The organism is Natranaeroarchaeum sulfidigenes, from assembly GCF_017094485.1.
Lineage (GTDB): Archaea > Halobacteriota > Halobacteria > Halobacteriales > Natronoarchaeaceae > Natranaeroarchaeum > Natranaeroarchaeum sulfidigenes.
In genome coordinates, this window is the sequence record NZ_CP064786.1 from 2285972 (window position 1) to 2310402 (window position 24431).

At 63.6% G+C, this 24431-nt stretch carries 29 protein-coding genes and 1 pseudogene; 17 read left to right on the forward strand and 13 right to left on the reverse strand.

Translation table 11 applies throughout. The features are described from left to right. The first annotated feature begins 60 nt into the window (after positions 1 to 60). Positions 61 to 1869, forward strand: a complete 1809-nt coding sequence (locus AArcS_RS11795; protein WP_238477619.1) for an L-aspartate oxidase — start codon at positions 61 to 63, stop codon at positions 1867 to 1869. A 1-nt stretch (position 1870) separates the two neighbouring features. Here the strand turns inward: AArcS_RS11795 and AArcS_RS11800 are convergent, their stop codons facing one another. Together AArcS_RS11800 and AArcS_RS11805 are read right to left on the reverse strand one after the other, a co-directional pair. Next, a complete protein-coding gene (locus tag AArcS_RS11800; protein WP_238477620.1) occupies positions 1871 to 2569 on the reverse strand; it encodes a DUF429 domain-containing protein in 699 nt (232 codons plus the stop codon). After that, entirely contained in the window at positions 2566 to 3360 is a 795-nt protein-coding gene (locus AArcS_RS11805; RefSeq protein ID WP_238477621.1) for a helix-turn-helix transcriptional regulator, read from the reverse strand. The genes AArcS_RS11800 and AArcS_RS11805 overlap by 4 nt, the downstream gene beginning before the upstream one ends. A gap of 201 nt (positions 3361 to 3561) precedes the next feature. On the opposite strand from AArcS_RS11805, the gene AArcS_RS11810 reads away from it, so the two are divergent. Together AArcS_RS11810 and hpt are read left to right on the forward strand one after the other, a co-directional pair. Further along, entirely contained in the window at positions 3562 to 4545 is a 984-nt protein-coding gene (locus AArcS_RS11810; RefSeq protein ID WP_238477622.1) for a DMT family transporter, read from the forward strand. Positions 4546 to 4648: 103 nt separating this feature from the next. Then, entirely contained in the window at positions 4649 to 5188 is a 540-nt protein-coding gene (gene hpt, locus AArcS_RS11815) for a hypoxanthine/guanine phosphoribosyltransferase (protein WP_238477623.1), read from the forward strand. Positions 5189 to 5218: 30 nt separating this feature from the next. On the opposite strand, the gene AArcS_RS11820 is transcribed toward hpt, so the two are convergent. From AArcS_RS11820 to AArcS_RS11835, 4 genes and pseudogenes are all read right to left on the reverse strand, one after another. Next, positions 5219 to 5650: a universal stress protein gene (locus AArcS_RS11820; protein ID WP_238477624.1), complete on the reverse strand. Its 432-nt coding sequence runs from the start codon at positions 5648 to 5650 to the stop codon at positions 5219 to 5221. A gap of 108 nt (positions 5651 to 5758) precedes the next feature. After that, positions 5759 to 6070, reverse strand: a complete 312-nt coding sequence (locus AArcS_RS11825; RefSeq protein WP_238477625.1) for an ASCH domain-containing protein — start codon at positions 6068 to 6070, stop codon at positions 5759 to 5761. A 58-nt stretch (positions 6071 to 6128) separates the two neighbouring features. Beyond that, positions 6129 to 6467 (reverse strand): annotated as a pseudogene (locus AArcS_RS11830) (2Fe-2S iron-sulfur cluster-binding protein); the annotation flags it as partial. Position 6468: 1 nt separating this feature from the next. Then, positions 6469 to 7191 carry a profilin-fold protein gene (locus AArcS_RS11835; RefSeq protein ID WP_238477626.1) on the reverse strand — a complete coding sequence of 241 codons (723 nt, stop codon included), beginning with the start codon at positions 7189 to 7191 and terminating at the stop codon, positions 6469 to 6471. A 165-nt stretch (positions 7192 to 7356) separates the two neighbouring features. Between AArcS_RS11835 and AArcS_RS11840 the strand changes: the two genes are divergently transcribed. After that, the gene (locus AArcS_RS11840; RefSeq protein WP_238477627.1) at positions 7357 to 8361 is read left to right on the forward strand and encodes an AIR synthase family protein; all 1005 of its coding nucleotides are present in this window, start codon (positions 7357 to 7359) and stop codon (positions 8359 to 8361) included. A 214-nt stretch (positions 8362 to 8575) separates the two neighbouring features. Beyond that, positions 8576 to 9040 (forward strand): pyridoxamine 5'-phosphate oxidase family protein, encoded by a 465-nt coding sequence (locus AArcS_RS11845; RefSeq protein ID WP_238477628.1) that lies wholly within the window; start codon positions 8576 to 8578, stop codon positions 9038 to 9040. 22 nt (positions 9041 to 9062) lie between these two features. Here the strand turns inward: AArcS_RS11845 and AArcS_RS11850 are convergent, their stop codons facing one another. Further along, the gene (locus tag AArcS_RS11850; protein ID WP_238477629.1) at positions 9063 to 9584 is read right to left on the reverse strand and encodes an archaemetzincin family Zn-dependent metalloprotease; all 522 of its coding nucleotides are present in this window, start codon (positions 9582 to 9584) and stop codon (positions 9063 to 9065) included. A 39-nt stretch (positions 9585 to 9623) separates the two neighbouring features. On the opposite strand from AArcS_RS11850, the gene AArcS_RS11855 reads away from it, so the two are divergent. Genes AArcS_RS11855 through AArcS_RS11870 form a run of 4 tightly spaced genes read left to right on the forward strand, consistent with a single transcriptional unit; the run spans position 9624 to position 12087 of the window. Beyond that, entirely contained in the window at positions 9624 to 10022 is a 399-nt protein-coding gene (locus tag AArcS_RS11855) for a UPF0146 family protein (RefSeq protein ID WP_238477630.1), read from the forward strand. 57 nt (positions 10023 to 10079) lie between these two features. Beyond that, positions 10080 to 10982 carry a TIGR01548 family HAD-type hydrolase gene (locus AArcS_RS11860; RefSeq protein ID WP_238477631.1) on the forward strand — a complete coding sequence of 301 codons (903 nt, stop codon included), beginning with the start codon at positions 10080 to 10082 and terminating at the stop codon, positions 10980 to 10982. A 58-nt stretch (positions 10983 to 11040) separates the two neighbouring features. Then, entirely contained in the window at positions 11041 to 11709 is a 669-nt protein-coding gene (npdG, locus tag AArcS_RS11865; protein WP_238477632.1) for an NADPH-dependent F420 reductase, read from the forward strand. A 54-nt stretch (positions 11710 to 11763) separates the two neighbouring features. After that, positions 11764 to 12087, forward strand: a complete 324-nt coding sequence (locus AArcS_RS11870; RefSeq protein WP_238477633.1) for a DUF6199 family natural product biosynthesis protein — start codon at positions 11764 to 11766, stop codon at positions 12085 to 12087. A 25-nt stretch (positions 12088 to 12112) separates the two neighbouring features. Here the strand turns inward: AArcS_RS11870 and AArcS_RS11875 are convergent, their stop codons facing one another. Beyond that, positions 12113 to 12382 carry a thioredoxin family protein gene (locus tag AArcS_RS11875; RefSeq protein ID WP_238477634.1) on the reverse strand — a complete coding sequence of 90 codons (270 nt, stop codon included), beginning with the start codon at positions 12380 to 12382 and terminating at the stop codon, positions 12113 to 12115. Positions 12383 to 12503: 121 nt separating this feature from the next. Between AArcS_RS11875 and AArcS_RS11880 the strand changes: the two genes are divergently transcribed. The 5 genes from AArcS_RS11880 to AArcS_RS11900 all read left to right on the forward strand — a co-directional run bounded on the left by AArcS_RS11880 (position 12504) and on the right by AArcS_RS11900 (position 15355). Continuing rightward, positions 12504 to 12686: a preprotein translocase subunit Sec61beta gene (locus AArcS_RS11880; protein ID WP_238477635.1), complete on the forward strand. Its 183-nt coding sequence runs from the start codon at positions 12504 to 12506 to the stop codon at positions 12684 to 12686. Between the two features lie 58 nt (positions 12687 to 12744). After that, positions 12745 to 13344, forward strand: coding sequence for a pyridoxal 5'-phosphate synthase glutaminase subunit PdxT (gene pdxT / locus AArcS_RS11885; protein ID WP_238477636.1), 600 nt, complete (start codon positions 12745 to 12747; stop codon positions 13342 to 13344). A 55-nt stretch (positions 13345 to 13399) separates the two neighbouring features. Beyond that, positions 13400 to 13849, forward strand: coding sequence for a bifunctional nuclease family protein (locus AArcS_RS11890; RefSeq protein WP_238477637.1), 450 nt, complete (start codon positions 13400 to 13402; stop codon positions 13847 to 13849). Positions 13850 to 13897: 48 nt separating this feature from the next. Beyond that, the gene (hisE, locus tag AArcS_RS11895; RefSeq protein ID WP_238477638.1) at positions 13898 to 14185 is read left to right on the forward strand and encodes a phosphoribosyl-ATP diphosphatase; all 288 of its coding nucleotides are present in this window, start codon (positions 13898 to 13900) and stop codon (positions 14183 to 14185) included. Positions 14186 to 14287: 102 nt separating this feature from the next. After that, the gene (locus AArcS_RS11900) at positions 14288 to 15355 is read left to right on the forward strand and encodes an N-acetylmuramoyl-L-alanine amidase (RefSeq protein ID WP_238477639.1); all 1068 of its coding nucleotides are present in this window, start codon (positions 14288 to 14290) and stop codon (positions 15353 to 15355) included. Positions 15356 to 15517: 162 nt separating this feature from the next. Here the strand turns inward: AArcS_RS11900 and hisH are convergent, their stop codons facing one another. Then, the gene (gene hisH, locus AArcS_RS11905) at positions 15518 to 16231 is read right to left on the reverse strand and encodes an imidazole glycerol phosphate synthase subunit HisH (protein WP_238477640.1); all 714 of its coding nucleotides are present in this window, start codon (positions 16229 to 16231) and stop codon (positions 15518 to 15520) included. A 100-nt stretch (positions 16232 to 16331) separates the two neighbouring features. After that, positions 16332 to 17186 carry a COX15/CtaA family protein gene (locus AArcS_RS11910; RefSeq protein WP_238477641.1) on the reverse strand — a complete coding sequence of 285 codons (855 nt, stop codon included), beginning with the start codon at positions 17184 to 17186 and terminating at the stop codon, positions 16332 to 16334. A gap of 113 nt (positions 17187 to 17299) precedes the next feature. Between AArcS_RS11910 and AArcS_RS11915 the strand changes: the two genes are divergently transcribed. Further along, entirely contained in the window at positions 17300 to 18391 is a 1092-nt protein-coding gene (locus tag AArcS_RS11915; RefSeq protein WP_238477642.1) for a M24 family metallopeptidase, read from the forward strand. 108 nt (positions 18392 to 18499) lie between these two features. After that, positions 18500 to 20752: an NADP-dependent malic enzyme gene (locus AArcS_RS11920; RefSeq protein ID WP_238477643.1), complete on the forward strand. Its 2253-nt coding sequence runs from the start codon at positions 18500 to 18502 to the stop codon at positions 20750 to 20752. A gap of 153 nt (positions 20753 to 20905) precedes the next feature. On the opposite strand, the gene AArcS_RS11925 is transcribed toward AArcS_RS11920, so the two are convergent. From AArcS_RS11925 to AArcS_RS11935, 3 genes are all read right to left on the reverse strand, one after another. After that, positions 20906 to 21529, reverse strand: coding sequence for a reverse transcriptase-like protein (locus AArcS_RS11925; protein WP_238477644.1), 624 nt, complete (start codon positions 21527 to 21529; stop codon positions 20906 to 20908). A 76-nt stretch (positions 21530 to 21605) separates the two neighbouring features. Beyond that, positions 21606 to 21863, reverse strand: a complete 258-nt coding sequence (locus tag AArcS_RS11930; RefSeq protein ID WP_238477645.1) for a DUF8028 family protein — start codon at positions 21861 to 21863, stop codon at positions 21606 to 21608. 222 nt (positions 21864 to 22085) lie between these two features. Then, the gene (locus AArcS_RS11935; RefSeq protein WP_238477646.1) at positions 22086 to 23534 is read right to left on the reverse strand and encodes a hypothetical protein; all 1449 of its coding nucleotides are present in this window, start codon (positions 23532 to 23534) and stop codon (positions 22086 to 22088) included. A gap of 252 nt (positions 23535 to 23786) precedes the next feature. On the opposite strand from AArcS_RS11935, the gene AArcS_RS11940 reads away from it, so the two are divergent. After that, the gene (locus AArcS_RS11940; RefSeq protein WP_238477647.1) at positions 23787 to 24353 is read left to right on the forward strand and encodes a DUF7500 family protein; all 567 of its coding nucleotides are present in this window, start codon (positions 23787 to 23789) and stop codon (positions 24351 to 24353) included. Positions 24354 to 24431 lie beyond the last annotated feature (78 nt).

Genomic DNA, 24431 nt, shown 5'->3' on the forward strand with positions numbered 1-24431 from the left:
CCGTGCTTCTTCGCGCGCACGCGCGTGAGGCTTATCATCCACGGGTCCTGAAACATAGTGATGACACGGCTACCACTGTGGGAGGAGGCCAAAACGCCGACCGGACCGCAAGGAGATGTCCAGTCCGTCGAATACGAGACTGTACAGATACCAGTACTCGTCGTAGGAGCGGGAGCAGCTGGCGCTCGCGTCGCCATCGAGCTCGCCGAAGCGGGCGTTGAGCCTCTGGTGATTGGGAAGCGCGACCACGGCGATGCGCACACGACGTGGGCAGCCGGTGGGATCAACGCGGCGCTTGGATCGCTCGATTCGGAAGACGGCTGGACGATTCACGCCGCCGATACGCTTGATGAGGGCCATTTTATCAACGACCCCATGGCCGTAGAGTTGACGACGAGCGAGATGCCCGATCGAATCCGTGAACTCGACGAGTGGGGAATGGGATTTGACCGAACCGAGAACGGGCGGATCAACCAGCGGTACTTCGGCGCACAGTCGTTCCGCCGGACCTGTTTCGTCGGCGACCGGACTGGCGAGGCGATGCTCGACGCGCTGGTCTCGAAGGCCCAGTCGCTGTCGATTCCCTACCGCGAGAACGTGATGATAACCCGCCTCCTCTCGGACGGTACCGGGGTCCACGGCGCGGTGGGCTACGACATGGAGACGGGGGAGTTCCTCCTGTTCGAGACAGACCACGTCGTCCTCGCCGCTGGTGGCTACTCCGCACTGTACAACCGCCACTCCTCGCGGGACGACGAGAACAACGGCGACGGCCCCGTGCTAGCCCTCGAAGCGGGAGCCTCGCTGATGGACATCGAGTTCGTCCAGTTCCACCCCACGGGAATGGTCGAAGCCCGCTACGGCGACGACTGGGCGGGCCGCCTCGTCACCGAGGCCGTCCGTGGCGAGGGCGGGCGCCTCCTGAATGCAAACGGCGAGCGGTTCATGGAGCGGTACTCGCCGGACCAGATGGAACTCGATGCCCGCGACGTGGTCGCCCGCGCCATCGCCCGCGAGATCCGCGAGGGGCGAGGGACCGAAAACGGCGGCGTCTATCTGGATATCTCCCACCGGGAGGACCAGTACGTCAAGGATCGGCTACCGAGAATGCACGAGCGCTTCGCCGAGCTGGGCGTCGACATCACCGAGGAACCGATGGAGGTCGCCCCGACCGCCCACTACTCGATGGGCGGCGTCGACATCGACTTCGAGACCGGTGAGACAGGTGTCGAGGGGCTCTACGCGGTCGGCGAGACGGTCGCCGGCGTCCACGGCGCGAACCGGCTGGGCGGCAACTCGCTGGCCGAGACCGTCGCCATCGGCAAGCTCGTCGGCGAGCACGTCGCCGAGCAAATCGACGGGGATCCGTCGGTGCCCACCACCGTGAAGACGCTCGCGGAGCGGGAGTTCCGATCGCTGAAGCGACTCGCGGCAGCGGACGGCACGGAGCGACCACAGCAGCTACTGGACGACCTCGGCGACGTCCTCTGGAAGCACGCCGGGATCCTCAGAGACGAGGCGAGCCTGCGTGCTGGGCTCCGAGAGGTCCAGGCGCTCCGCGAGCGCACTGCCGACTTGCGCGTCGAGGGCGACCGGGCCGGCCGGGACTTCGAGTTCGCCGTCGACCTCGCTTTCAGCATCACGCTCGCGGAAGCACTGCTCGAAAGCGCGCTCCGGCGCGAGGAGTCCCGCGGCGCGCACTACCGGACCGACTACCCCGAGATCGACCCTGACTGGCAGCGAAACGTGCTCGTCGACGCCGGGGATACCGGGCTCGAACTACGAACCCGTGGCGTTCCAGAACCCAGCGAGGAGATCCAGGAAGCGATCGAGGAAGGGCACGAACTCGACTACCACCACCTGGAGTGAGCTAGCGTGGCTCCGGATACGCGATCGTTCCACGTTCTATCCGGTGGTCCCGCCCTTCGGGGACGGACAGGAGCGACTCCTCGCGGGCCGCGGCGGTCAACGCGAGCGCGTCGAGCACGTCGTCACGGCCCACGTCCTTGCGGTAGAACCGTTCCATGGCGTCCTCGTAGGCCTGCTCGCTGCCGGGAAGTTCCTCGCGGAGGAGTTCCCGTCGCGTCTTTCGGCCGGTCTCGGTGTGTTTCGAGTCGGGAACCGGGTCGCCGCCGGCGAAGGCGGCAAAGCAAAGCTCGGGGTGGCACTCGATTACTCGTTCTCTCGCGGCCTCGTGTTCGTCGAGAAAGGTTCCGACTTCCTCGATCACGGGGATGATGTTGTACGTCTGGATCGAGAGGCCGTGGCCGGTCAGCTCCCGGTGTCGTTCGTTGGCTGCCTCGTAGCTCCCGGCGTCGAGGACGCGCCGGGGCGGCACGTAGAACACACAGGATCGGCGGTCGCCGAGTAACTCCCGGGCTGCCTCGTCACAGGCACGGCGTCCAGTCTCGGGCAGCCCGATCGGCACGTCGATCAGCACGCGCTCGGCGTCGTCGTGCTCGGCCCAGAGCGTCTCGACGTCGTCGTACTGCGCCACGTAGAGTTCCGTGTCGTCGCTGACTCCCGTGATCCATCCGCTCGGACAGGCATCGACGCCGAGTACCGTCATGTCCCGAGGTCATCTGGTTCCAGCGGTCGGGATGTCCGCCAGTAGTGGTCGTAGGTGTCGTCGGCCCACGAATGGACCGCCGGGTCGTCGGTATCAAGCGAGGCCTGCAGGACCCCGCTCTCGTCGCGCAAGAGCAGATGCACTGTCTCGTCGGCAATAGTCACGGCAAGCGGGATCCCTTCCTCGCGGAACCGGATCGACGCCGTTTCAGTCCGGAGGATACGTTTCAGGCGCCCCCGGAGTTCGGTATCATCGGCGACTGCCTCGATGGCGCTCCGCGAGAGCACTGCGCGGAACTGCTGGTCCCCAGCGGTGACTCGATCCTCGACGACGCGGAGGCTCCCCTCGTTGAACGCGTGAGAGAAGGCCCGGACCGACTCGCTCTCCCGGAGCAGGTCAAGCAGGCGCTGCAGGGGAGCGTTCGGGCGAGTCTGTGTCGGGACGGTGATCCGGGCGTCGGCCAATCGCTGCAGATCGAAGTCCATCGCGTGGGTCGGGAGATACTCGACGATCTCACGGAGTTCGCCCTCGGTCTCCATGATCTCCAGTAGATCGGTAACGCCATCGGCGACGAGCCGTCCCGTCGCAGTGGCAACGTACTCACCGTCGTCACGGACGGTCCACGACCGCTCCTCGAAATCACCGAGTACCCGACTCAGCGTCGCCTGTGACGCGCCGGTCTCGGCGGCCAGCTCCGACCGGGTCCGACGCTTCTCGGCAAGACATTGAAGCACCCGAACCCTGTTCTCCGAGAGTGCGAGAAACTCGATCTCCTCGAGTGCCGATTCCATACCCGTATTCGGCGACGGTCAGTGAAACCGTTTTCGTACCGTGAAACCCTTGCAGTGCCCGGAGAACTCCCGCGGCGACCGGGGATTGCCTCCGCTGAAATAGTTTCTAAATGACACTATAGGGCTCCGGTTCATACTGGGTATCATGACGCGCTCTCCACTCTCTGCTGTACGAGTAACGAACGAGGTGCCGTTTCGATCGTGATCGACCGACGCACGCTCGTCCTCTTTGCGGCGTCGAGCCTCCTCTTCGGTGGAACGTTCGTCGCTGCGAAGGCGGGTCTGGAGTACTTTCCGCCGCTCGCGTTCGTGGCATTGCGGTTCGACATCGCCGCAATCGTCCTGCTCGGGTACGTCCTGCTGACTCGCTCGCGGGCGGAGCTCGTCCCCCGCACTCGCGGCGATATCGCTGGAATCCTCGCCACTGGCGTGCTCGCCATCGGGCTGACGAACGCCCTGATTTTCGTCGGTCAGCAGTACGCCACGAGTGCTGTCGCCGCCATCGTGTTCAGCCTCAACCCGATCCTGACGCCGGTCTTCGCCGCGCTCCTCCTCTCGGACGAACGACTCTCCACTCGCGGTGCGGCCGGATTGTTGCTCGGTCTCGGCGGCGTCGTGCTCGTGGTCGGCCCCTCGTCCGATCTGCTGCTCGGCGGCGGATTGTTCGGACAGGCGATCCTCTTTGCCGCCGCAGTCTGCGGTGCGCTCGGTGCCGTCTCGATCCGCCGCGCTGGCGGGACCCTCTCCAGCACGGTCAGGACCGCATGGGGACTGCCGTTCGCTGCGGCCCTCACACACATGCTGAGCTTTGCGAGTGGGGAATCCATGGGGGAGATCGTCTGGACGCCAGAGGCCGTGCTGGCGCTCGTGTACGTCGCCGTCTTCGCGGGAGCGATCGCGTACGTCGCCTACTTCGGCCTGATTGATTCTGCTGGCGCGATCCACGCGAACCTCGCCTTCTACGTCGTCCCAGTCGTTTCGACGGTCGGTGGCTGGGCGCTGCTGGGCGAGTCGATTTCGACGCTGACGATCGTCGGCTTCCTCGTGATTTTCGCCGGCTTCGCAGTGCTGGGCAGCGAGTCTGTCGACCTGCGCCGGGTCCTCCCACTCTCCCGGACACGTCGTCACAGCACGACCGATCAGTTCCTCTCGCTCGAAGATGTTCGCCGCGACCGTGCTGACTGACCGGGCAGTAATCCAGCATCCGTGCTGACTGATCCGGCGCCGATCGGTACGAGGTCCCGGCGAACAACGAACGGCTTTTCGTCCGGTTGGCCCACTGGCAACCATGGAGAAGCTCGAAGCCTCGCTCCACGAGGCACCGATCGTCGATCAGGATGGGTACGAATATCTGGTCCACCCGATCAGCAACGGGATCCCGCTACTCGATCCCACGCTACTCCGGGAGGCTGTCATCGGCCTGATGCGCGAGACAGATCTGGACGTCGACAAGATCGTCGCACCCGAGGCGACCGGCATTCACGTTGCAACCGCGCTCTCCCTGCAGACCGACATCCCGCTGGTCGTAGTGCGAAAGCGCGAGTACGGCCTCGACGGCGAGGTGCCACTCGACGTGACGACTGCCTACGGAGAGTCCGAGCTGTTTATCAACGACGTCGAGCGGGGCGACCGCGTCCTCGTGATCGACGATCTGCTGGCGACCGGGGGTACCCTCGGCGCGATCTGTACCGCGCTGGAGGGGATCGGCGCGGAGGTCGTCGACGTCGGCGTCGTGATCCGAAAGCTCGACCAGTCCGGCCTCGATGAGTTCGACGTGACCAGCCTCGTCGATATCAGTATCGAGGACGGGGAAGTCACGGTTCACTGATCGAGACCATCGAGGAAAAGATACGAACAGCTACTCCTCTGCGACGTTGACCGTCAGCACCGGTGCGGGCGACTTCGTGACGACTTTCTGGGACGTGCTACCGAGCATGTTCTCCGTGTACTTGTCGGCCTGGGTCCCCATCGTTACGAGCTCGATTCCGGCGTCTTCGACGTACGAGACGATCGTCTCTGCTGGCGAGCCGCGACGGATCGCCGTCTCGACCTCGAAGCCGTCGGCGTCGAGGTCCTCGGCGACTTCCGAGACGGCCCGTTCGCCCTCGGAGCGGAGGTCCTCCAGCACTTCGGTTTTCATGTCGTCTTTCAGCGTCAGGAACGCCCCGTCGTCGATGACGTAGAGGACGTGGACGGTCGTCCCATCGGCGTCCGCGATATCGGTCGTGTGTTCGAGCACCGTCTCGACCGACGGGCCGCCGTCGGTCGGGACCAGAATGTCGCTGTACATCGTACCGGATCTTTCGGCGGTCGATACACACCGTTTACGGTTTTCGTGTGACTGACGGGGACTGGGGCGTCGTCACGAACGCCGCTGGAGGGCGGCCGCCACCTGCCGTTACCGCTGCTCGAAGGCGTGACGAACAACGTCGGAATCGTCGTCCCACTCGAAGTGCTCGTGGGCCCGCTGGAGGATCTCTCTGTACTGGTCGAGATCCGCCACCCCCTCTGCCCGGGCGTCCTCGTCGGTCATGTCCCCGAGCGTTCGTTCCTCGATCGCGGTGATCTCGAACGTTGTGTCGTCGATCGTGAAGGTGTCGCCTTCGTCGGCGTAGGCCTGCCCACGGTGGATCTGTATGACCTCACCGTCGAGGGCCTGCTGGCGCATCCGCTCGCTCGGAAGTATCGTTTCGGCGTCGATTGTTGTCATGGCTGAACCTTGGACTCAGTGGACGAAAGGGTTCCGTCGGGCTACTCTCCGTCGGCCCCCGTCCGCCCCAGATGCGCTTGTCATCGACCAGTAGGACCGTCATCGGTTCCTCGACGGTGATCTGGCAGGAGAGTCGGGGATAGCCAAAGCGGTCGGCGGCACGATCGTGCCAGTGCTCGGGCGATGGCTCACCGTCAACGATCCGGACGCCACAGGTTGCGCAGATGCCGCGCCCTCCGCAGTTAAGACTGCTCGTCAGGTCGGTGTACGGCGAGTGCCCACGATCGAGCAGTGCGTTCCGGAGGTTCCGTCCCCGCCCGACCTCGAACTGGTGGACCTCGCCCTCGGCGTGGACTGTGAGCTGGACCGTCTCGGAGCCGTCGGCGTCTCGCCCCATCTCACAGCGAGACGGTCGCCAGATCGGATTCGAGCTCGGCGACGTGCTCGTTGTACGCCTCGATCACGCCCGCAACCATCGGCGCGTACTTCCGGACGTCCGCAGCCGATGGGGGTTCGTACTGTGAGAGCAGGTAGACGCCGCCCGACCCACCGGCGCGCAGGTAGGAGACGCCGTCGGTGTCCCATTTCAGTTCCCAGCGCGTCCCGTCGACCCGCGTCGTGAAGGTGCCGTAGTCGCCGCCCTCGTAGCGGTGGAGCTCACCGGCGATCAGGTCACAGGCCTCCTCGACCCGGTTCAACAGCCGGTCCCGCTCGGCGACGACGCCCTCGGTCGTCTCGATCTCGGGATACTCCGGGTCGACATCGTCGAGCAGCCCGTCGAGCGACCTGACGTACTCGTTGTACGATTCGACGAACGCTTCGTAGTCTTCCAGCGCCGTCGCCAGTTTCTCGGGATCAGGGGGCTGTTTCGTCGAGACGACGTACACCTCAAGCCCCCGCCCGCCCTCGAAGCGGAGGTACTGCAGGTCGCCCGCCTCGTACTTGACCGTCCACGTCCCGCGATCGGTCTCGAAGCTCTGCTGGCCGTAATCACCGCCCTGGAATTTGGCGAGCTGATAGGCGATCGTCCCCGCATGGTCGCGGATCCGCTCGACGAGTTCGTCGCGCTGGCGTGTCGCTTCCTCGGGATCGGCCACGTCGAGCGCGGCTAGATCGATCATACGCGATGGTAGTGTCCGACCGGCAAAACAGGTTCGGAGGGACGTGCCATGGCGAGGCCGTCCCGGCTACGCAGCCGGGGCGCTGACCCGACTACTCCGCCGGCGGGCAGACCTGCCCACTCCGTGCCGGAACTGCAAAGGGTGTCGCCCGTCGACTCTCACTCGATGGGTGGGAAACTCGATCCCGAGGCGCTGGCGGCGGTACTCGACCGGACAGGCGGACTCGATGAGGACGTCCTCGTCGGACCGGCCTACGGCGAGGACGCCGCGGTGATCGACCTCGGCGACGAACGGCTGGTCGTTTCGTCCGATCCGATCTCGCTGGCCGCCGAACGGATCGGCACGCTCGGCGTCCACGTCGCCTGTAACGACGTAGCGGTCGGCGGGGCGGACCCGGAGTACCTGACCGCGGTCCTGCTGGTGCCGAGCGAGGCTGGCGATGGGGTCGCCCCAACGGGCGGCGAGGGAAGCGACGACAGTATCGAGACGATCATGGCGGACGTCGAACGCGAGGCGAGCGCCCTCGACGTCTCGATCGTCGGCGGCCACACCGAGTACGTCGACCAGCTCGATCGACCCCTGCTCTCGATGACGGCGATGGGCCGGACCGATCGGGCGATCCCGACAGGTGGCGCGGAACCGGGCGACCGGCTCGTTCTGACGAAGGGCGCGGGGATCGAGGCGACTGCCATTCTGGCGACCGACTTCCGGGAGGACCTGGAAGGTGTGTCCGCCGGGACGCTCGACCGGGCAGCGGAGTTCTTTGAAGATCTCAGCGTGGTCCCCGACGCGCGCGTCCTGCGCGAGTACGCGACTGCGATGCACGACCCGACCGAGGGCGGCGTCTTCGACGGGCTAATCGAGCTGGCGGCGGCCTCCGAGGTCGAACTGGTCGTCGAGTCGGCAACCATCCCGATCCGCGAGGAGACGGCCCGGCTCTGTACGGCGATGGACGTTGATCCACTCCACGCGTTCGGCTCCGGGGCCGCGCTGGCGACGGTCCGCGAGGAGGACGTCGCGGACGCGCTGGCCGCGCTCGCCGACGTCGGGATCGAGGCCGCCGAAATCGGGACGGTTCGGGCAGCCGACGAGCCCGCACTCGTACTGGATGGGGAGCGCCACACCGACCCGGCCCGCGAAGCGCTGTACGCGCTATGGGACGACACGTAGGGCGAGCGGTGATTGTGCCTTAGCTTCGAATACTGTAGCGAATAGATGCAGTATTTGATATGTTTCACTTCAATTTAGGAAGTGAATTACTACAGTTTTCGAAGCCTAACGCTATGGCTGTCGAAAGCGGCCGCTAACGACGGTAGTGGCTGACGAGTGGCCGTGGCTCATCGGCGGGCAAAACTACTTATCGATCCCGGCCAAGTCTCGACGCGTGTCAGACCCGCCCTTCGCCGTCCGTGGCTCGCTCTCGCCCGAGGCTATCGAGGAGTTCCTTCGTTCGACCGTCGTCCCGATCAGACTGTCCTGTCACCGGCCGAGTGGCGACCTCTGGATGCTCTCGCTGTGGTTCCGGTATCGCGAGGGGGCGCTGGAATGTGCGACTTCGGCCTCATCCGACGTGGTGAGATTCCTCCGGGCGGACGACGCGGTCGCGTTCGAGGTATCGACGAACGAGCCGCCCTATCGGGGCGTCCGGGGCAACGGCGTCGCGCGAATCGAAGCCGACGAAGACAAAGCACTGCTCCGCGCGCTCGTCGAGCGGTATCTCGGCGGGACGGACTCGTCGCTCGCCCGGAACCTGTTGTCGGAGGAGCGGGAGGAAGTCCGGATCCGTATCGAGCCGGAGACCGTCTACGGCTGGGACTACTCCGGGCGGATGGCGGACGCTGTAGAGTAGAGAAACGCAAGCCCTGAACCGCTCAGAGGATCTGCCGCTGGCAGGTGCCACAGAGGTTCTGTTCTTTCATATCGACTTCCCGGACCGTCGGCGAGAAGTTCATGACACAGCGTTTGTTGTCACAGTGTTCGAGGCCGAAGGTGTGGCCGATCTCGTGGACGATCTCCTTGCGGACGCGGTCGTCGAAGATATCCTCGGAGTTCCGTTCGGAAAAGCCGCCATCGCTGGAAGTCTGCAGGCGATAGGTAGAGACGACGCTACCGTTGCCATCGAGGTAGGCCAGCCCGAAGACGTAGTTCCGTTTCCGGTAGAACAGGTCCTTGGGCGTCACCGCGATGTTCTTCTCTCCGGAGCCGATGCGGCTGGCGAGTTCAATGAAGTCCTCTGCACGGTACTGGTTGCGGTTCGCGTCGAACGCGCCGTCGGGAATCGGCTGGGGTTCGTGAACGGTGACATCGCAGTCGTACACCGCTCGTAACCCCGCGGACGCCTCGCGCTTGACACGCGCTGGAACGTCCCCCACCGGCACGACGTCAACGAGCATACCAACCTCTAATATCGCGCCGATCATAAACATCCCGCCATGCCCCACACCGATTCCGCCGCGATCGCCGACCGTCTCGCACGCTTCGACCGAGTGGTCGAGGTGGGGGTGGGACGGCGGCCGGACGTCGCCGGTGCGCTCGCCGACCGCGGCGTAACCGTCACCGCGACGGACATCACGCCGCGCGAGGGTCCCGAGAACGTCGAGTTCGTGCTCGACGATATTACCGACCCTACTCCGGAAGTCTACGCCGATGCCGATGCGATCTACGCACTCGATCTTCCGCCCGAGCTCCACCGACCCACGGCGGGCGTCGCACGCGAGCACGATGCTGTGTTCGTCTTCACGACGCTGGGCGGCGACCCTCCCGCGATCCCGGTCGAGCGCGAGACGCTGCCCACGGAGACGCTGTACTGGGCACGCGAGGGGCCGAGCTAGTCCAATCGCTCGTCTGAACCCGATACGTCCTTACCCCCGGCGGCCGTTCGCCTCTCTATGACCGACGCCACGAACGACACAGAGGCGACCGATCTCGCCCCCGATGCCGTCGTGCTGGACATCGACGGCGTGGTGGTCGACGTTGCGGACTCCTACCGGCGAGCGATCCTCGAATCCGTCGAGACGGTGTACGGCGACACGATCGAAAAGACCGACGTGCAGGCGTTCAAGGACGCGGGCGGGTTCAACAACGACTGGGAGCTGACCTATGCGGCAGCACTGTACGTCCTCGCCGAGCGCGAGGGGATGACGCTCGATATCGCGGCGTTCACCAGCGCGATCGCCGAGCACGGTGGCGGGCTCGACGCCGCAGAGCAGGTCGCAGAAGACGCCCTGTCGGATACCGACTGGGCATACGTCCGGGATCGCTGGAATCCCGAACGGCTCCGGGACGTCTTCCAGCAACTCTACCTCGGGGCGGAGCTGTACCGCGAGCTCGAAGGCGGCGAACCGGACGCCGACACGCGCGGCTACATCAACGACGAGCCGCTCCTGCTCGACGCGGCGACGCGCGAGCACCTCGTCGACCAGTACGACGTGGGCGTCGTCACGGGTCGTCCGGAAGCCGAAGCCGAGATCGCCCTGGAACGGGCCGGACTCGACGTCCCGCCGGAGCGCCGGTTCACGATGGACGACTGGGAGGAAGGGAAACCGCATCCCCACGCGCTGACGACGCTCGCGAAACGGTTCGACGCCGAGAGCGTTGTCTTCGTTGGGGATACACTCGATGACGTCCGGACCGCAGTCAACGCCGCCGAAGCCGATCCGGACCGGGAGTACCACGGGATCGGCGTGTTGACTGGTGGGCTCTCCGGCGAGGCTGGCCGGGAGAAGTTTGCGGACGCCGGGGCGACGGCGGTGCTCGATTCGGTCAACGACGTGCCGGACCTCCTGGACTGACCCGCATACCGTTGCCGGTCACGCAACCCTTTTTATCCGCTCGGCCTACCCCACGAGTATGCGAATCGCGCTACTCGGCGGGACTGGCGATATCGGTCAGGGACTGGCGCTGCGCTGGGCGTACGACACCAGCCACGAGATCCTGATCGGCTCGCGAACGCCCGAGAAAGCACGGACGAAAGCCGAGGAATACGAGACCGAACTGGACAGCCGCGGCGCCGAGACGACGATCAAGGGCTTCGAGAATGCGATGGCTGCCGACCGGGCGGACGTCGTCGTGCTCGCCGTCCCTCCATATCACGTCTCTGATACAGTCGAGGACGTCGCCGATCGGCTCGACGACGACACGATCCTCGTCTCTCCTGCGGTGGGAATGAAAGGCGACGAGCACGGGATGCACTATCACCGCCCCGGCGCAGGCAGCGTGACAGCCGTCGCGGCGGAGGCGGCCCCCGAGGGACAGCCGGTCGTCGGCGCGTTCCACAACCTCGCCGCGGATCGACTCGCCAACCTCGACGTCGAACTCGATCTCGACACGCTCGTCGTGGCCAATGATCGCGACGCTGCGGAGACGGTTCGATCCCTCGCGGAGGCCATCGAGGGCCTGCGCGCGCTCGACGCCGGGCCGATCGAAAATGCCGCGGAAGTCGAGAGCGTCACACCGCTGGTCATCAACATCGCGAAGTACAACGACGGGATGCACGACGTCGGCGTCCGGTTCCTGTAACTCGCTGTCGATCGAAGCACAAAGCTTTCACTGCAGGCACATGATCGGGGTAGTATGGTCCCCCTCCAGACCGCGTTCGTCGCAGTGCATCCGGTCGAGTTCCTGCTTGCCCCGCTTCTGTTACTCGTCGGTGCGCTCGGCGGGCTGAGTATCGTAAATCCGGAACTGGCTTTCAGATACGAGAACATTTTCCAGCTCCGCGACGTTGAACTCTCCGGGTTCGGCGTCGCATTGCAGGTACTCGGTGGGGTCCTCGCGTTACTCGTGGCTGGCCCGTACCTCTACCTGCAGGACATCCCGTTTGGCGTACTCAGCGCCGTGACGTTCTACGGAAGCGCGCTGGTGGTGATGTACGTTCACCGACCGTCGAAGCGTTGAGTACGGACCGGTCAAAAAGGCCTGCTCAAGCGCCCGCGGATTCGAGCGCGTCCTCGATGTCCTCGCGCTGGGTGACACCGACGAACCGCTCGACGATCCCGTCTTCGTTCTCGACGATCAGCGTCGGGAGCGAGCGAACCTGATACTCGTTGGCGATGTCTTGCTGTTCGTCGACGTTGACTTTTTCGAGGTCGAAGCGGTCTTCCCACTCTTCTTCGATCTCTTCGAGGATCGGGTCCTGCGTCTTGCAGGGGCCACACCAGTCGGCATAGAAGTCTTTCAGCGTTACAGTCATGCTACGTACATCAGGTGTTTCAGGGCTGCGCGCATAAGGGTTTCCCACTTTCGCTCTCTCGCTGCACAGCCGGGGATCGGGGGTCGAAAGACTTAGTTACCCCGGACAACCAGTATCGAGTATGAGTGGCAGCAGCGGTGAGAACACGGGCGGGCTGATGTCCAGTGCGGGGCTTGTCCGCTACTTCGACGCGGAAGACAGCAACGCGATCCAGATGGACCCACGGACGGTCGTCGTCGTCTCCGTCGCGCTCGGCATCTTCGTCCACATGCTGGGAATCTGGGCCCACGGCATCAGTATTTAATTTCTGCCCGACAGCCGAAGACGCGTGGTTTTTGCCGTTCAGATCCCAACACTACCCAATGAGTCTTACTGCTGGCGTCCTCGCCGTGCAGGGCGACGTAAGCGAACACGTCGACGCGGTCGAGCGCGCCGCCCGCGACATCGACGACTCGGTCACGGTACGAGAGATTCGATCCGCCGGTATCGTCCCCGACTGTGATGTCCTCTTGCTCCCCGGCGGCGAGTCGACCACCATCTCGCGACTGATACATCGTGACGGTATCGCTCCCGAGATCCGCGAGCACGTCTCGGCGGGCAAGCCGGTGTTTGCGACCTGTGCCGGACTGATCGTCGCCGCCGAGGATGCGGGCGATGACCGCGTCGAGACGCTCGACCTCTTCGACGTGACAGTCGAGCGCAACGCCTTTGGCCGCCAGAAGGACAGCTTCGAGGCCCCACTCGATATCGATGGGCTGGACGAGCCGTTTCCCGCGGTCTTCATTCGCGCTCCGGTGATCGACGAAGTCGGAGAGGACGTCGACGTGCTCGCATCGTGGGACGATAGACCGGTCGCGGTCCGACAGGGTCCCGTCGTCGGTCTTTCGTTCCATCCGGAGTTGACCGACGACAGCCGTCTTCACTGGCTCGCACTGTTCGAGGCGATCGACGGCGGGGAGTGACCGTCTCACCCGAGCGGGACGTGGACTTTTCTCCCTGCGGGTCCTGGGACGTAGTATGAAGGCGAGTATCGACGCCGTCCGGGTCGCTGGGACACGCGAGGGGCCAGTCGCGGTCGTCGTCCTAACGGTCGAAGACGAGAGCGACGTCCTGCCCATCTTTATCGGATTCGAGGAGGCCGCGAGCATCGCCCGCGGCATCGACGCCGAGGATATCGGCCGACCGCTCACCCACGACCTCTTGCTCGATGTGGTTGAGGAACTCGGTGGGCGCGTCCGTCACGTCGAGGTGTCCGCGGTCGAAGACGGTACCTATATCGCCGATCTACACATCGACACCCCGCGTGGCGAGACAACGATCGATGCGCGACCGAGCGACTCGCTCGCGCTTGCCTCTCGAACCAGCGCCAGCATCGAGGTGTCCCCCGACGTGTTCGCCAATGGGTCACGACCCGCCGAGGAGTTCGAGGAACTCGATCCGCTTCAGGACGTCGCCCAGCTGGCGTAGCGGGGCGGAGACGGACCACTTTAGACGCTCGGTGCCGACTGCCCGTACATGAGCGAGGACGTACTCGACGAGCTGTTCGACGTCATCGAGGACCGGAAGGAGAACCTGCCCGAGGGATCGTACACGACGTCGCTGTTCACCCACGAGAAAGGGGAAAACGAGGTCCTGGAGAAACTCGGCGAGGAAACCACTGAGCTGATTCTGGCCGCGAAAGACGACGACTTCGACGAGATCGCCTACGAGAGTGCGGATATCGTCTATCACCTGCTCGTGTTGCTCGCGATGAAGGACATGGATCTCGAAGACCTGCGCGCGGAACTCGCCGAGCGGCGATAGTAACTTTTTACACATCGGCTGGCGAGAATAACTTGTTAGAGAATTAATTACTTTTCATAGTAGAAAAATATAAAATGATCCTATCCATCGATAATGATGGATATGAAGCTACCCAGACGAACACTGCTGAAAGCAACTGGCGCATCGATGGCAGCCGGTGGGGCGGTCGCCACGACTGGTACTGCCGCGGCCGACCCCTCCGACACGTGGGATCCCGCCCACTCGACGAACTATTCCAGTTCGAATCGGGGGGCAAGTGATATCAACTGGATCGTCGTCCACGTCACGGTCGGTGAGTACTCCGGCGCAATCAACTGGTTCAAGAACTCCGACGCGAACGTGAGCGCCCATTACGTGATCCGGAACTCCGACGGCCACACGACGAAGATGGTCGACGAGAGCGACGTCGCCTGGCATGCTAGCGAGTTCAACTCGAATTCGATCGGGATCGAACACGAATGGACCGAGTCACAGGGGTTCATCTCCGATACTATGTACGAGCAGTCCGCCGAGATTATCGAGAACCTCGCAGACCAGTACGATATTCCCCTGAACTACTACCGCGATCACACAGTTCCGTGCGACGCCAGCGGTGGGATCATCGAGCACCGCCATGCCCCTGCGGACAGCCACTGTGGGTCGTCGAACCAGACGGCCTGTCCCGGTCCGGACTGGGACGGCGACCGACTCATGAAGTTCGTCGGCAGCACCGATGGCGGTGGCGGTGATGCGTTCGAGGACGGACAGGCAATCCACGCGAATACGACGGTCAATACCCGAGAGAGTCCCGGGACGGACGACGATGTGCTCGCGACGCTCGAAGAGGGCGATGTCGGGAAAATCGTCAACGGCCCTGTCGAGGAAGACGGCGACACCTGGTGGGGAATCCACTGGACCGATGCTGACGTCTGGGGATGGAGTGTCGAACAGTTCATCGACGCCTGTCCCACGTTCTGTCATGGGACGCGGGTCGAAACGACACAGGATCTGAACGTCAGGGCGGGACCGAGCCTCGACGACGACGTGATTCACACCGTCTCGAGCGGACAGATAGGGGAAGTGATTGCGGGACCACAGTCGACGGACGGATATCAGTTCTGGGAGATCGAGTACGACTCCGAGGTGACCGGCTGGTCGATCGCCGACGGGGGCCGTCTTGTCGTCGAATAGTATCGACTACTCCTCGAGACAGATCTCCACGAAGTTCCGGAGGATCTGCAACCCCGTCTCTCCGCTCTTCGTTCAGCCACCGTTTTCGCCATCGGGTTCGCTCACCCCGCGAGCGAACCGCTCGCCGAAACCCGTGGGCGCAAAAGCGGCTCGCTCGCAGTACTACTCCTCGAGACAGATCTCCACGAAGTTCCGGAGGATCTGTAACCCCGTCTCTCCGCTCTTTTCAGGGTGGAACTGCGTCCCAAAGACGTTGCCCGCCTCGTTGGCGACGATGCTCGGGAAATCGAGGCCGTAGTCGGTCGTGGCGACGACCGCCTCCTCGGAATCCGGCTCGGCGTAGTAGGAGTGGACGAAGTAGGCGTACTCCCCGTCGACGGAACTGTCTTTTCCGTCTGCTCGTTGCGTCTCCGACGCAACGGTGTCGATTCCCTCGACGAGTGGATGCTCGCGCTCGACGTTCAACTCGTTCCAGCCCATCTGGGGGACTTTCTGGCCCTGATCGAACTTGAGGTTCGTGCCGGGGATCAGATCGAGCCCCCTGACGTCCCCTTCGCCCGCGTGGTCGGCCTCCTCGCTGTCGGTCAACAACATCTGCATGCCGAGACAGATCCCGAACAGCGGCTGGCCGCGCTCGGCCGCCTCGTGCAGCGCCTCGCGGTACGGTCCAGCGTTCTCGACGCCCTCGCGGAACGCGCCGACGCCGGGGAGGACGATCCCGTCAGCCGCCTCGAACGCGTCCGGATCGTCAGTTATCTCGACCGTTGCGCCCACGCGCTCCAGACCGCGCGTGACGCTCCGCAGGTTCCCCAGACCGTAATCGACGACGACGACCGAAGCGGTCTCGGTCTCCGTCACGTCCGTCTGCTGGCTCATACCCTCGCTTTGCTCTGGGCTGGGAAGTTCCTTCCGTTTCGCACAGATATCGCCCCCGACACTCGGGACAGAGTGTACAGAAGGATCCGGAGCTGGTCAGCTACAACGGGCGATCGGCCGGCGTCATCTCGACAAACCTGAGAGTCCACCAGACAGCAAGCAGTGAAAGCACGGCGACGAGCGCAGCGCTTCCCGAAACCTGCGCCATCTCTGTCGGGCTTGCCGGAAGCCGAAGCTGGAGCATCGTCAGGCCGAGAACGACCGTCCCCGCGCCGGCAGCGGCGGCGATGCGGCGTTCAGTCCCGTCCAACTCGGCACCGTCCCGAACCCAGAGAGCCAGCGCGATCAGGGCGCTGAACGCGAGGAGCCCAACGCCGTAGTACAGCATGTGCAGCCGCATTGAACCGATGCTGATCACGAACGGCGTCGCGACGACGAAAGGGGGAACGAGCGCACCTACTGCGAGCGCTGCGAGCCGCGGGGGACGCTCGAACCGTGATTCGAGGGACCACGCAGTCGCCGCGATGACTAGCGCAAAGATGAGTATCGCCGTCAGGAAGTGAGCGGTGAGATACAGTACCTCGTACTCGAGGACGGTCAGTCCGCCCAGAACGATCTGGGAGGGGAGGATAGCGACCGCTGCAGTCAGCGCGTAGCGAACCCGTTTCGACCGCCCTCCACGCCACGCCGAGACGGCCAGTCCAAGCAGGAGAAACCCGGTTGGCAACGCGATGAGCCGGTGGAACCATTCGATAAAGCTCGGCCAGTTCGCCGGGAACAGCCCCAGCCAGCCGTCACACAGCGGCCAGCGTCCCTCACAGGTCAGACCGGCTCCAGCGACTGCGGTGTAGATGCCGATCAGAATCAGCGAGAACGTAAGTCCGGCCGCCACGGTGAGCAGACGGGGGAACGAGAACAGCCCGTCCTCATCAGGCCCTGATGTATCCGAATCCATCACGATCGGACCTCAGGGTTTCGCGTACTTAGACCTGACCAAATCCGGGGCGGTCGTGGCGCTCACCGATCGGCTTCGACGTTCCTAATAGCCCTGCCGTTGATGTCCGGCGTATGCGAGAGGACCGTCTCGACGCGTATCTCGAATCGAACGATCTGGACTCCGTCTGGTTCGCCCGCCCGAACTCGTTCGCGTGGCTCACCGGCGGCAACAACGTCGTCGACAGGGCAGGCGATATCGGCGTCGCCGCCGCAGGCTACAACGGAGAGGATCTCGTCGTGGTAACGGACGACATCGAAGCGGAACGGCTTCGAGAGGAGGAACTGGCCGAGGACGTCACTGTCATCGAGTTCGAGTGGCATACCGGATCGCTGGCGGAAGCAGTCGCGGCCGAAGCCGACGGCTCCGCGGCGGCCGACTTCGAGGTCCCCGGCTTCTCCTCGGTCGATGCGCGCGAACTTCGACAGCCGCTAACCGAGAGCGATATCGACGCGTACCGCAATCTCGGTCGGGAAACGGCAGCAGCGATCGAGTCAGTGGCTCGCGAACTTCAGCCGGACGACACCGAACGGGAAGCGGCAGCGGCCCTGCGGGTCGCGCTGTCGGCCCGCGGGATAGAGGCCCCTGTTGCGCTCGTCGGCGGTAGCGAGCGCGCCCAGCAGTACCGCCACTACACGCCCCAGCCGGTCGAACTGGGCGAGTACGCGCTGCTGTCGGTGACCGCAGAGAAAGCAGGGCTTCACGCTTCGTGTACCCGGGCGGTCGCCTTCGATCCACCGGAGTGGCTCGAGGAGCGCCACGATGCCGCGATGACGGTCGAAACAACTGCGCTCGCGGCGACGCAGGCGGCCGGTAACCGCGCGGAGGAAGGAACTGCGGGCGATGTTTTCGCCGCGATACAGGACGCCTATGCTGCCATGGGACACGAGGGGGAGTGGCGTGAACACCACCAGGGTGGAGCAGCGGGCTTTGCAGGTCGGGAATGGATCGCAACGCCGAACAACGATGCGCCGGTACACACGCCGATGGCGTATGCCTGGAACCCGACCGTGCAGGGCGCAAAGAGCGAGGATACCGTACTCGTCACCGGCGATGGTTTCGAGGTGCTGACTGATACCGGCCGGTGGCCGACGATCGAGGTCGATGCACACGGCTATGGCGTGACCCTCGAACGTCCGGCGATCCTCAATAGCAACGAAGAATAATCACATAACAAAATATGGTCATACGACGTCTCTTATTGCGTTTTTCGACAGCTGTCGATTGAACCGTTCGATCAATTTTTTACGCTTCGGTGTGAGGGTACACATCTCATGGGAATGGACGAAGACTCACTGGAGTATCACGAGGAGGACCCACCGGGGAAGATCGAGATATCGACGACGAAGCCGACGAACACTCAGCGCGATCTGAGTCTGGCGTACTCCCCCGGCGTGGCGGCACCCTGCCGGAAGATCCGCGACAGTGCAGAGGACGCATACAAATATACGGCCAAAGGAAATCTGGTCGGCGTGATCTCGAACGGTTCTGCCGTGCTCGGACTGGGCGACATCGGTCCGGCGGCGTCGAAACCCGTCATGGAGGGCAAAGGTGTGCTGTTCAAGCGGTTCGCCGATATCGACGTGTTCGACGTCGAGCTCGACCATTCGGATCCCGAGAGTTTTGTCGAGACGGTCGTCGCGATGGAGCCGACCTTCGGCGGTATCAACCTCGAAGATATCGCTGCGCCGGACTGTTTCGAGATCGAACGGCAGTTGAGCGAGCGGATGGACGTTCCCGTGTTTCACGACGACCAGCACGGGACGGCGATCATCAGTGGTGCTGCCCTGTTGAACGCCTGCAGAGTCGCCGACAAGGATGTCGGAGAGCTGAAAGTGGTCTTTTCAGGAGCCGGTGCGAGCGCGATCTCCACCGCCCGGTTTTACGTTTCACTAGGCGTCAAACGCGAGAACATTCTGATGTGTGACTCCTCGGGGATCATCACCGAGGACCGTGTGGATGACGGCGAGATCAACGAGTACAAACAGGAGTTCGCCCGCGATGTCCCCGATGGGGATCTCGCCGACGCTCTGGTGGAAGCCGACGTGTTCGTCGGCCTGTCGGTTGGCGGGATCGTCAGCCAGGAGATGTTGCGCTCGATGGCCGCCGACCCGATCGTCTTCGCGATGGCGAACCCCGATCCGGAAATCAGTTACGAGGACGCCAAAGCGGCCCGCGATGACTCGGTCATCATGGCGACCGGTCGCTCCGATTACCCCAATCAGGTCAACAACGTGCTCGGTTTCCCGTTCCTGTTCCGTGGTGCCCTCGACGTCCGTGCAAGCGAGATCAACGAGGAAATGAAAGTCGCGGCCTCCGAAGCGCTGGCCGAGCTCGCGCGTCAGGATGTCCCGGACGCGGTCGTCAAGGCCTATGGCGATGAGCCGATCCAGTTCGGGCCGGACTACATCATCCCGAAGCCGCTTGACCCGCGGGTGCTGTTCGAGGTCGCCCCCGCCGTCGCACAGGCGGCGATGGACAGCGGTGCGGCGCGTACCGACATCGACATTCCACAGTACGTCGAGCAACTGGAAGCCCGCCTCGGCAAGTCCCGTGAGATGATGCGGGTCGTCCTCAACAAGGCAAAGAGCAACCCACAGCGCGTCGCGCTGGCCGAGGGGGGCGACGAGAAGATAATCCGTGCGTCCTACCAGCTACAGGAACAGCAGATCGCCGAACCGGTGTTGATCGGCAACCGCGATCAGATCGAGCGGACGGCGCTCGAGCTCGGTCTGGAGTTCGACCCCGAGATCGTCGATCCCGAAACAGACGACTACGAGGAGTACGTCGACCGGCTCTACGAACTCCGCCAGCGCAAAGGCGTCACCAGAAGCGAAGCCGAAGATATGATCCGGGACAGCAACTACTTCGCGTCGGTGATGGTCGAGTCCGGCGACGCGGACGCAATGCTGTCTGGGCTGACCCACCACTACCCCTCCGCGCTCCGCCCGCCGCTCCAGATCGTCGGCACCGCAGAGGACGCGGAGTACGCCGCGGGCGTCTACATGCTGACGTTCAAGAACCGGGTCATCTTCATCGCCGACGCGACGGTTAATCAGAACCCCGACGAGGACGTGCTGGCCGAGGTGACCGAACACACTGCCGAACTCGCCCGGAGCTTCAACATCGAACCGCGCGCGGCACTGCTCTCGTACTCGAACTTCGGGAGCGTCGACAACGAGGGACCGAACAGATCCCGCGAAGCCGCACGACGGCTCCAGGAGGACCCTGCGATCGACTTCCCGGTCGATGGCGAGATGCAGGCCGATACCGCCGTCGTCGAGGAGATGCTTCACGGTACCTACGAGTTCTCCGAGCTCGACGAACCGGCCAACGTGCTCGTCTTTCCGAACCTAGAAGCGGGTAATATCAGCTACAAACTGCTCCAGCGTCTCGGCGGTGCGGAAGCCATCGGCCCGATGCTCGTCGGGATGGACAAGCCGGTCCACGTCCTGCAGCGCGACGACGAGGTCAAGGATATCGTGAATCTGGCCGGGGTTGCGGTCGTCGACGCACAGAACGAGTAGAGAAAGCGGGTCGGGAGAGCGTTGCCGCGCGGTTGCCCGGCAGAGCCGCTATCGACCACGAAGTGTCCTTTTTAACTGAAATCTGCAGCCCGGTCGGTACGGGTAGCGATCTCGTGATAAAAAACCGGTCGTTGGTCAGTTGCTCACGGATGGCTAGTCGCTCGCGTGTCGATCCGCCCGCGACGGTGGGGGGAACTCGCTCGTCGGCGACTCGGCAGAGCCGGGCAGTACGCAGCGGTCTGGTTCGTGGTTAACGTGAGCGTACTGGTCGGGCGCGTTCGCGAGCGGGTGTGCCGGATTGTCCTCGCTGTTGATGCGGGCGGCCCGTACTTCCCCGAAGCCCGAGAGTCGGGCGCGGATTCCCCGCCAGTGGTTCGTCGTGTTCTGTGGCGGCGAGAGCGGATGCGGTGGCTTGCCGTCGGGATGCTGCGTCGCGAGGATGGCGTTGTTGACGTTTCCGGCGAGCTCGTCGTGGTCGACGAGGACGCCGACGCGCGCGTTCGGTGGGGAGCGAGTGGCCAGCACGTCGAGCCCGAGATGGAGCGCCCGATACTCGGCGACGTTGTTATCCGGGACGGGCTGTGGGAGCGACAGTCTCGCCACCCGCTTTCCTTCACGTGTTTCGATTACGACGCCGAGGCCGCCGCTCTCCTTGCGATAGGAGCCGTCTGTCGCCACGTAGAAGTCTCGATGATGAGTCCGCGGCGGGTGCGCGATATGCGGCGTCGGTGACTCGTCGAACAGGTCTCGCAGTGCGGGCCGGCCATGCGCGGCCATACTAGCCCTCAGAGTACAGGGCAACTTAAGTTCACGGTCGGATGGCACGTGAAGCCGGGGGAAAGGCGGCTGGGAGCTACTGCTTGTGAGGATAGCCGACGAGCAGTGCAAGGGCGTTCAGGGCGAGCAGTCCGAGGAACGTCAGCACCTCACCGCCGGTATCGAGGCCCGTTGCCAGCATCGGGACGTGGAGAAACGGGAGCACCACGGCGGTCCAGAAGCCAGCCGCGTACACCCGATCAGCCAGTTGATCTGCGAACCATTCCCGGAAGCTACTGTCAGTGGACTCGCCTGCGACCGATCCCGTCTCGTGTTGAATGGAGGGGCTTGACATGAGTTTCCCAGCTCGGTTTGCTCCAACGAGGTACTGTATCTTATAGGGGGTTGAGCGTTTCCGCTATTTCGTCCCGTTTTACACCATCAAAGGGACCCTATGATGTTTTATAAATCCCTTGAGAGGGCTTAGAATTTTTAAAAACAGTTTTGAGCCAGTAATCCGGGATTATACTCTAATAGAATTATATACGTCAGAGCGTCAGGTCAAACGACTGATCGGTCAGGTGTCACCGTCTTCGATTACGATCGTCATTGATGCGTCCTCGTCCCGTGTCGTTACGGCGTGTTCGTGCTCGCCGGGATCGAGATTGGTCGGAACCTCGAACGTAACAGTTTCACGTTCGTCACTGCCGATTTCGAGTGACTGGGTCGTCTGCTCGTCCCCGTCGAACACGTAGCCGACCGTTGGCGTCCCGTCGTCGCTGCCCGTGTTGTGGATCGTCGCCTCGACGACCGCCTCGTCCCCGCGATCGACCCGTTCGGGCGCATCGATACCGTCGATTTCGTACTGGGTGTCCAGTACGGTGATCGTCACCTCGTCGCTCGGGAACGTGTGCGTTGTCGTGTTCGCGCGTGCGAGCGTGACCGGAACAGTCCCGGCCTCATCGAACGTCAGAGAGGTGGTTCCCTGCCAGTCGAGCCACGCGGTGCGATCGTCCACGGAGAGTGTTCCGGGAACCGGCTCGTCGGTATCCGTTCGGATGCCCGTAAACTCGACCGCCTCTCCGCGCTCGACCGTCGTCTGGTTGGGCTGAAGGGCCAGCGGTGCTTCGTGTCGGGCGAATCGGACCGTCTCCGTCACCGTCTCGAACGTCTCGCTGTCGGTATCGGGTGCAGTGGCCGAGATATCGAGCTGTGTCGCACGATCCGCGGTAAGCGATAGCACCCCCTCGTCGGCGATCCGCTGCTCGCCGTCGACATCGACGGTCGCGTTGACCGGTTCGTCAGTATCCGTTCGACGGATCTCAATCGTCACATCGTCGCCGACTCTCGGCTCTTCAATATTCTGGGATAGCGATAATCCGACCGTTCGTGGCTCGACGGAGATCGTTGTCGGTCCGTCGCGGAACGTCTCTGTGTCGGTATCCGGGGCGGACCCTGTCGCCTCGAAGGTGCCGCTCTGATCGAACGGAATGGTAACACGTCCGACCTCGTTCGTCTCGTGATCCTCGCCGTCGACGGTGACGCTACCGGAAACCGCCTCACCGGTGTCCGATCGCTGGAGCGAGAACGTCACTTCGTCGCCCGCAGTGATCTCCTCCTCGTCGGCGTCGAGCAAGAGGTCGATCTCGAATCGCTCGACCGAGATGATCATGGCATCGGAAATATACTGGGTCTGGTCAGTCCCTTCTCGCTCGGCCCGGACGGTGAACTCCCCGCCACGGTCGAAGGTGATAGTAGTTTGGCCCGCCCCGTCAAGATCGTATTCCGTGCCGTCTGCCTGCACTGTGGCGTCCGTCGCGGCCGTCTCGTTCTCGTAGGTAACTGTGAACTCGGCAGTATCACCGGGAGTGATCTCGCTCCGATTTGCCTCGACGACGAGCTGGACCTCTTCGGGCCCGTCGTCACGCCAGTCCTGAACCGGGAACACCGTCCCGTCATCGTCACCGTCGTCGAGGACCGGCGTTGCTCCGAACCCGAGAACGCCGACCGTGAGTGTTCCGAACACGAGCACTGCGATGGCGATAAGAGTGAGATCACGCCGGGGATCGTATCCGTCGCTGTCGCCTCCGAGTGTACGCCGGCGGGTTATATATGATCCCTGGGGAGGACCCTCGTTCGGCGGGTTCACGTACTGGACCGGATACGTAGGCACAGGTTAAATGCGTTCGGACGCTGTGTGTGCCATGGGCGTCCGGATGCATGATTGTCCTTGCTGGCGGCAAAGTATAGTATGGTAGAGCCTGAAGGTAGACAGGCTATGACAGAGGAGCCGGACGACGAGCGGGACCCGACCGTGCTTACACCCGAGGAGCTCGAGCTGGAAGCGGAAGCTGGCGTCGAGCAGATCGAAGAGAACCGGTTCGTGGTCAATCCGTCGGGCGAGCCAACTTCTTCTGTGGACGAGTCCGGGCCGTCGGCACCCGATACTGGTCCTCGGGAGTATGCTGCGTCGGAGAGTCAGCAGGGGGCGGGAGAGCCCGAGAAGGCAGCCGCCACCGCTGCTCGTGAGCCGGACGAGACATCGTCCGACTCGCCCTCACGGCGGGACGGCTCCGCGTCGGACGAGCGACACGATGAACTGAACGGTGAAACAGCCTTTTCACCTTCCGCACGTGGAGTTGCGCTGGAACATATGGACCGCTCACATGCCATCGACGTGTTGCTGAAGACCGACGATGGGATCGCCGAACGACGGATCGCCGCTGACGACCGGATTACTGTCTTCGAGGAGCTTCTCACCTGGTACGCCAGTACGATCGACGACGATAACGCGCCTGCAGCGACGATATCGGCGCTACTTGCCGAAGCTGACCTCAATTCGTGAGTCGTGTTAACTCGCTGTCTGCTGGTTCGGTAGTCAACTATAGCACCCGTTGGTTTGAGCCTCTTTGATTAGGTACGC

What these genes read in the sequence shown, in the direction of transcription:
- AArcS_RS11930 (WP_238477645.1), bottom strand. Translation starts at nt 21,863, where the DNA reads ATGTCAAGCCCCTCCATTCAACACGAGACGGGATCGGTCGCAGGCGAG.
- AArcS_RS11800 (WP_238477620.1), bottom strand. Translation starts at nt 2,569, where the DNA reads ATGACGGTACTCGGCGTCGATGCCTGTCCGAGCGGATGGATCACGGGA.
- hisE (WP_238477638.1), top strand. Translation starts at nt 13,898, where the DNA reads ATGAGCGAGGACGTACTCGACGAGCTGTTCGACGTCATCGAGGACCGG.
- AArcS_RS11940 (WP_238477647.1), top strand. Translation starts at nt 23,787, where the DNA reads ATGACAGAGGAGCCGGACGACGAGCGGGACCCGACCGTGCTTACACCC.
- AArcS_RS11900 (WP_238477639.1), top strand. Translation starts at nt 14,288, where the DNA reads ATGAAGCTACCCAGACGAACACTGCTGAAAGCAACTGGCGCATCGATG.
- AArcS_RS11910 (WP_238477641.1), bottom strand. Translation starts at nt 17,186, where the DNA reads ATGGATTCGGATACATCAGGGCCTGATGAGGACGGGCTGTTCTCGTTC.
- hisH (WP_238477640.1), bottom strand. Translation starts at nt 16,231, where the DNA reads ATGAGCCAGCAGACGGACGTGACGGAGACCGAGACCGCTTCGGTCGTC.
- AArcS_RS11925 (WP_238477644.1), bottom strand. Translation starts at nt 21,529, where the DNA reads ATGGCCGCGCATGGCCGGCCCGCACTGCGAGACCTGTTCGACGAGTCA.
- AArcS_RS11840 (WP_238477627.1), top strand. Translation starts at nt 7,357, where the DNA reads ATGGGTGGGAAACTCGATCCCGAGGCGCTGGCGGCGGTACTCGACCGG.
- AArcS_RS11850 (WP_238477629.1), bottom strand. Translation starts at nt 9,584, where the DNA reads ATGCTCGTTGACGTCGTGCCGGTGGGGGACGTTCCAGCGCGTGTCAAG.
- AArcS_RS11805 (WP_238477621.1), bottom strand. Translation starts at nt 3,360, where the DNA reads ATGGAATCGGCACTCGAGGAGATCGAGTTTCTCGCACTCTCGGAGAAC.
- AArcS_RS11860 (WP_238477631.1), top strand. Translation starts at nt 10,080, where the DNA reads ATGACCGACGCCACGAACGACACAGAGGCGACCGATCTCGCCCCCGAT.
- npdG (WP_238477632.1), top strand. Translation starts at nt 11,041, where the DNA reads ATGCGAATCGCGCTACTCGGCGGGACTGGCGATATCGGTCAGGGACTG.
- hpt (WP_238477623.1), top strand. Translation starts at nt 4,649, where the DNA reads ATGGAGAAGCTCGAAGCCTCGCTCCACGAGGCACCGATCGTCGATCAG.
- AArcS_RS11880 (WP_238477635.1), top strand. Translation starts at nt 12,504, where the DNA reads ATGAGTGGCAGCAGCGGTGAGAACACGGGCGGGCTGATGTCCAGTGCG.
- AArcS_RS11825 (WP_238477625.1), bottom strand. Translation starts at nt 6,070, where the DNA reads ATGACAACAATCGACGCCGAAACGATACTTCCGAGCGAGCGGATGCGC.
- AArcS_RS11835 (WP_238477626.1), bottom strand. Translation starts at nt 7,191, where the DNA reads ATGATCGATCTAGCCGCGCTCGACGTGGCCGATCCCGAGGAAGCGACA.
- AArcS_RS11920 (WP_238477643.1), top strand. Translation starts at nt 18,500, where the DNA reads ATGGGAATGGACGAAGACTCACTGGAGTATCACGAGGAGGACCCACCG.
- AArcS_RS11890 (WP_238477637.1), top strand. Translation starts at nt 13,400, where the DNA reads ATGAAGGCGAGTATCGACGCCGTCCGGGTCGCTGGGACACGCGAGGGG.
- AArcS_RS11915 (WP_238477642.1), top strand. Translation starts at nt 17,300, where the DNA reads ATGCGAGAGGACCGTCTCGACGCGTATCTCGAATCGAACGATCTGGAC.
- AArcS_RS11795 (WP_238477619.1), top strand. Translation starts at nt 61, where the DNA reads ATGACACGGCTACCACTGTGGGAGGAGGCCAAAACGCCGACCGGACCG.
- AArcS_RS11820 (WP_238477624.1), bottom strand. Translation starts at nt 5,650, where the DNA reads ATGTACAGCGACATTCTGGTCCCGACCGACGGCGGCCCGTCGGTCGAG.
- pdxT (WP_238477636.1), top strand. Translation starts at nt 12,745, where the DNA reads ATGAGTCTTACTGCTGGCGTCCTCGCCGTGCAGGGCGACGTAAGCGAA.
- AArcS_RS11870 (WP_238477633.1), top strand. Translation starts at nt 11,764, where the DNA reads ATGGTCCCCCTCCAGACCGCGTTCGTCGCAGTGCATCCGGTCGAGTTC.
- AArcS_RS11855 (WP_238477630.1), top strand. Translation starts at nt 9,624, where the DNA reads ATGCCCCACACCGATTCCGCCGCGATCGCCGACCGTCTCGCACGCTTC.
- AArcS_RS11875 (WP_238477634.1), bottom strand. Translation starts at nt 12,382, where the DNA reads ATGACTGTAACGCTGAAAGACTTCTATGCCGACTGGTGTGGCCCCTGC.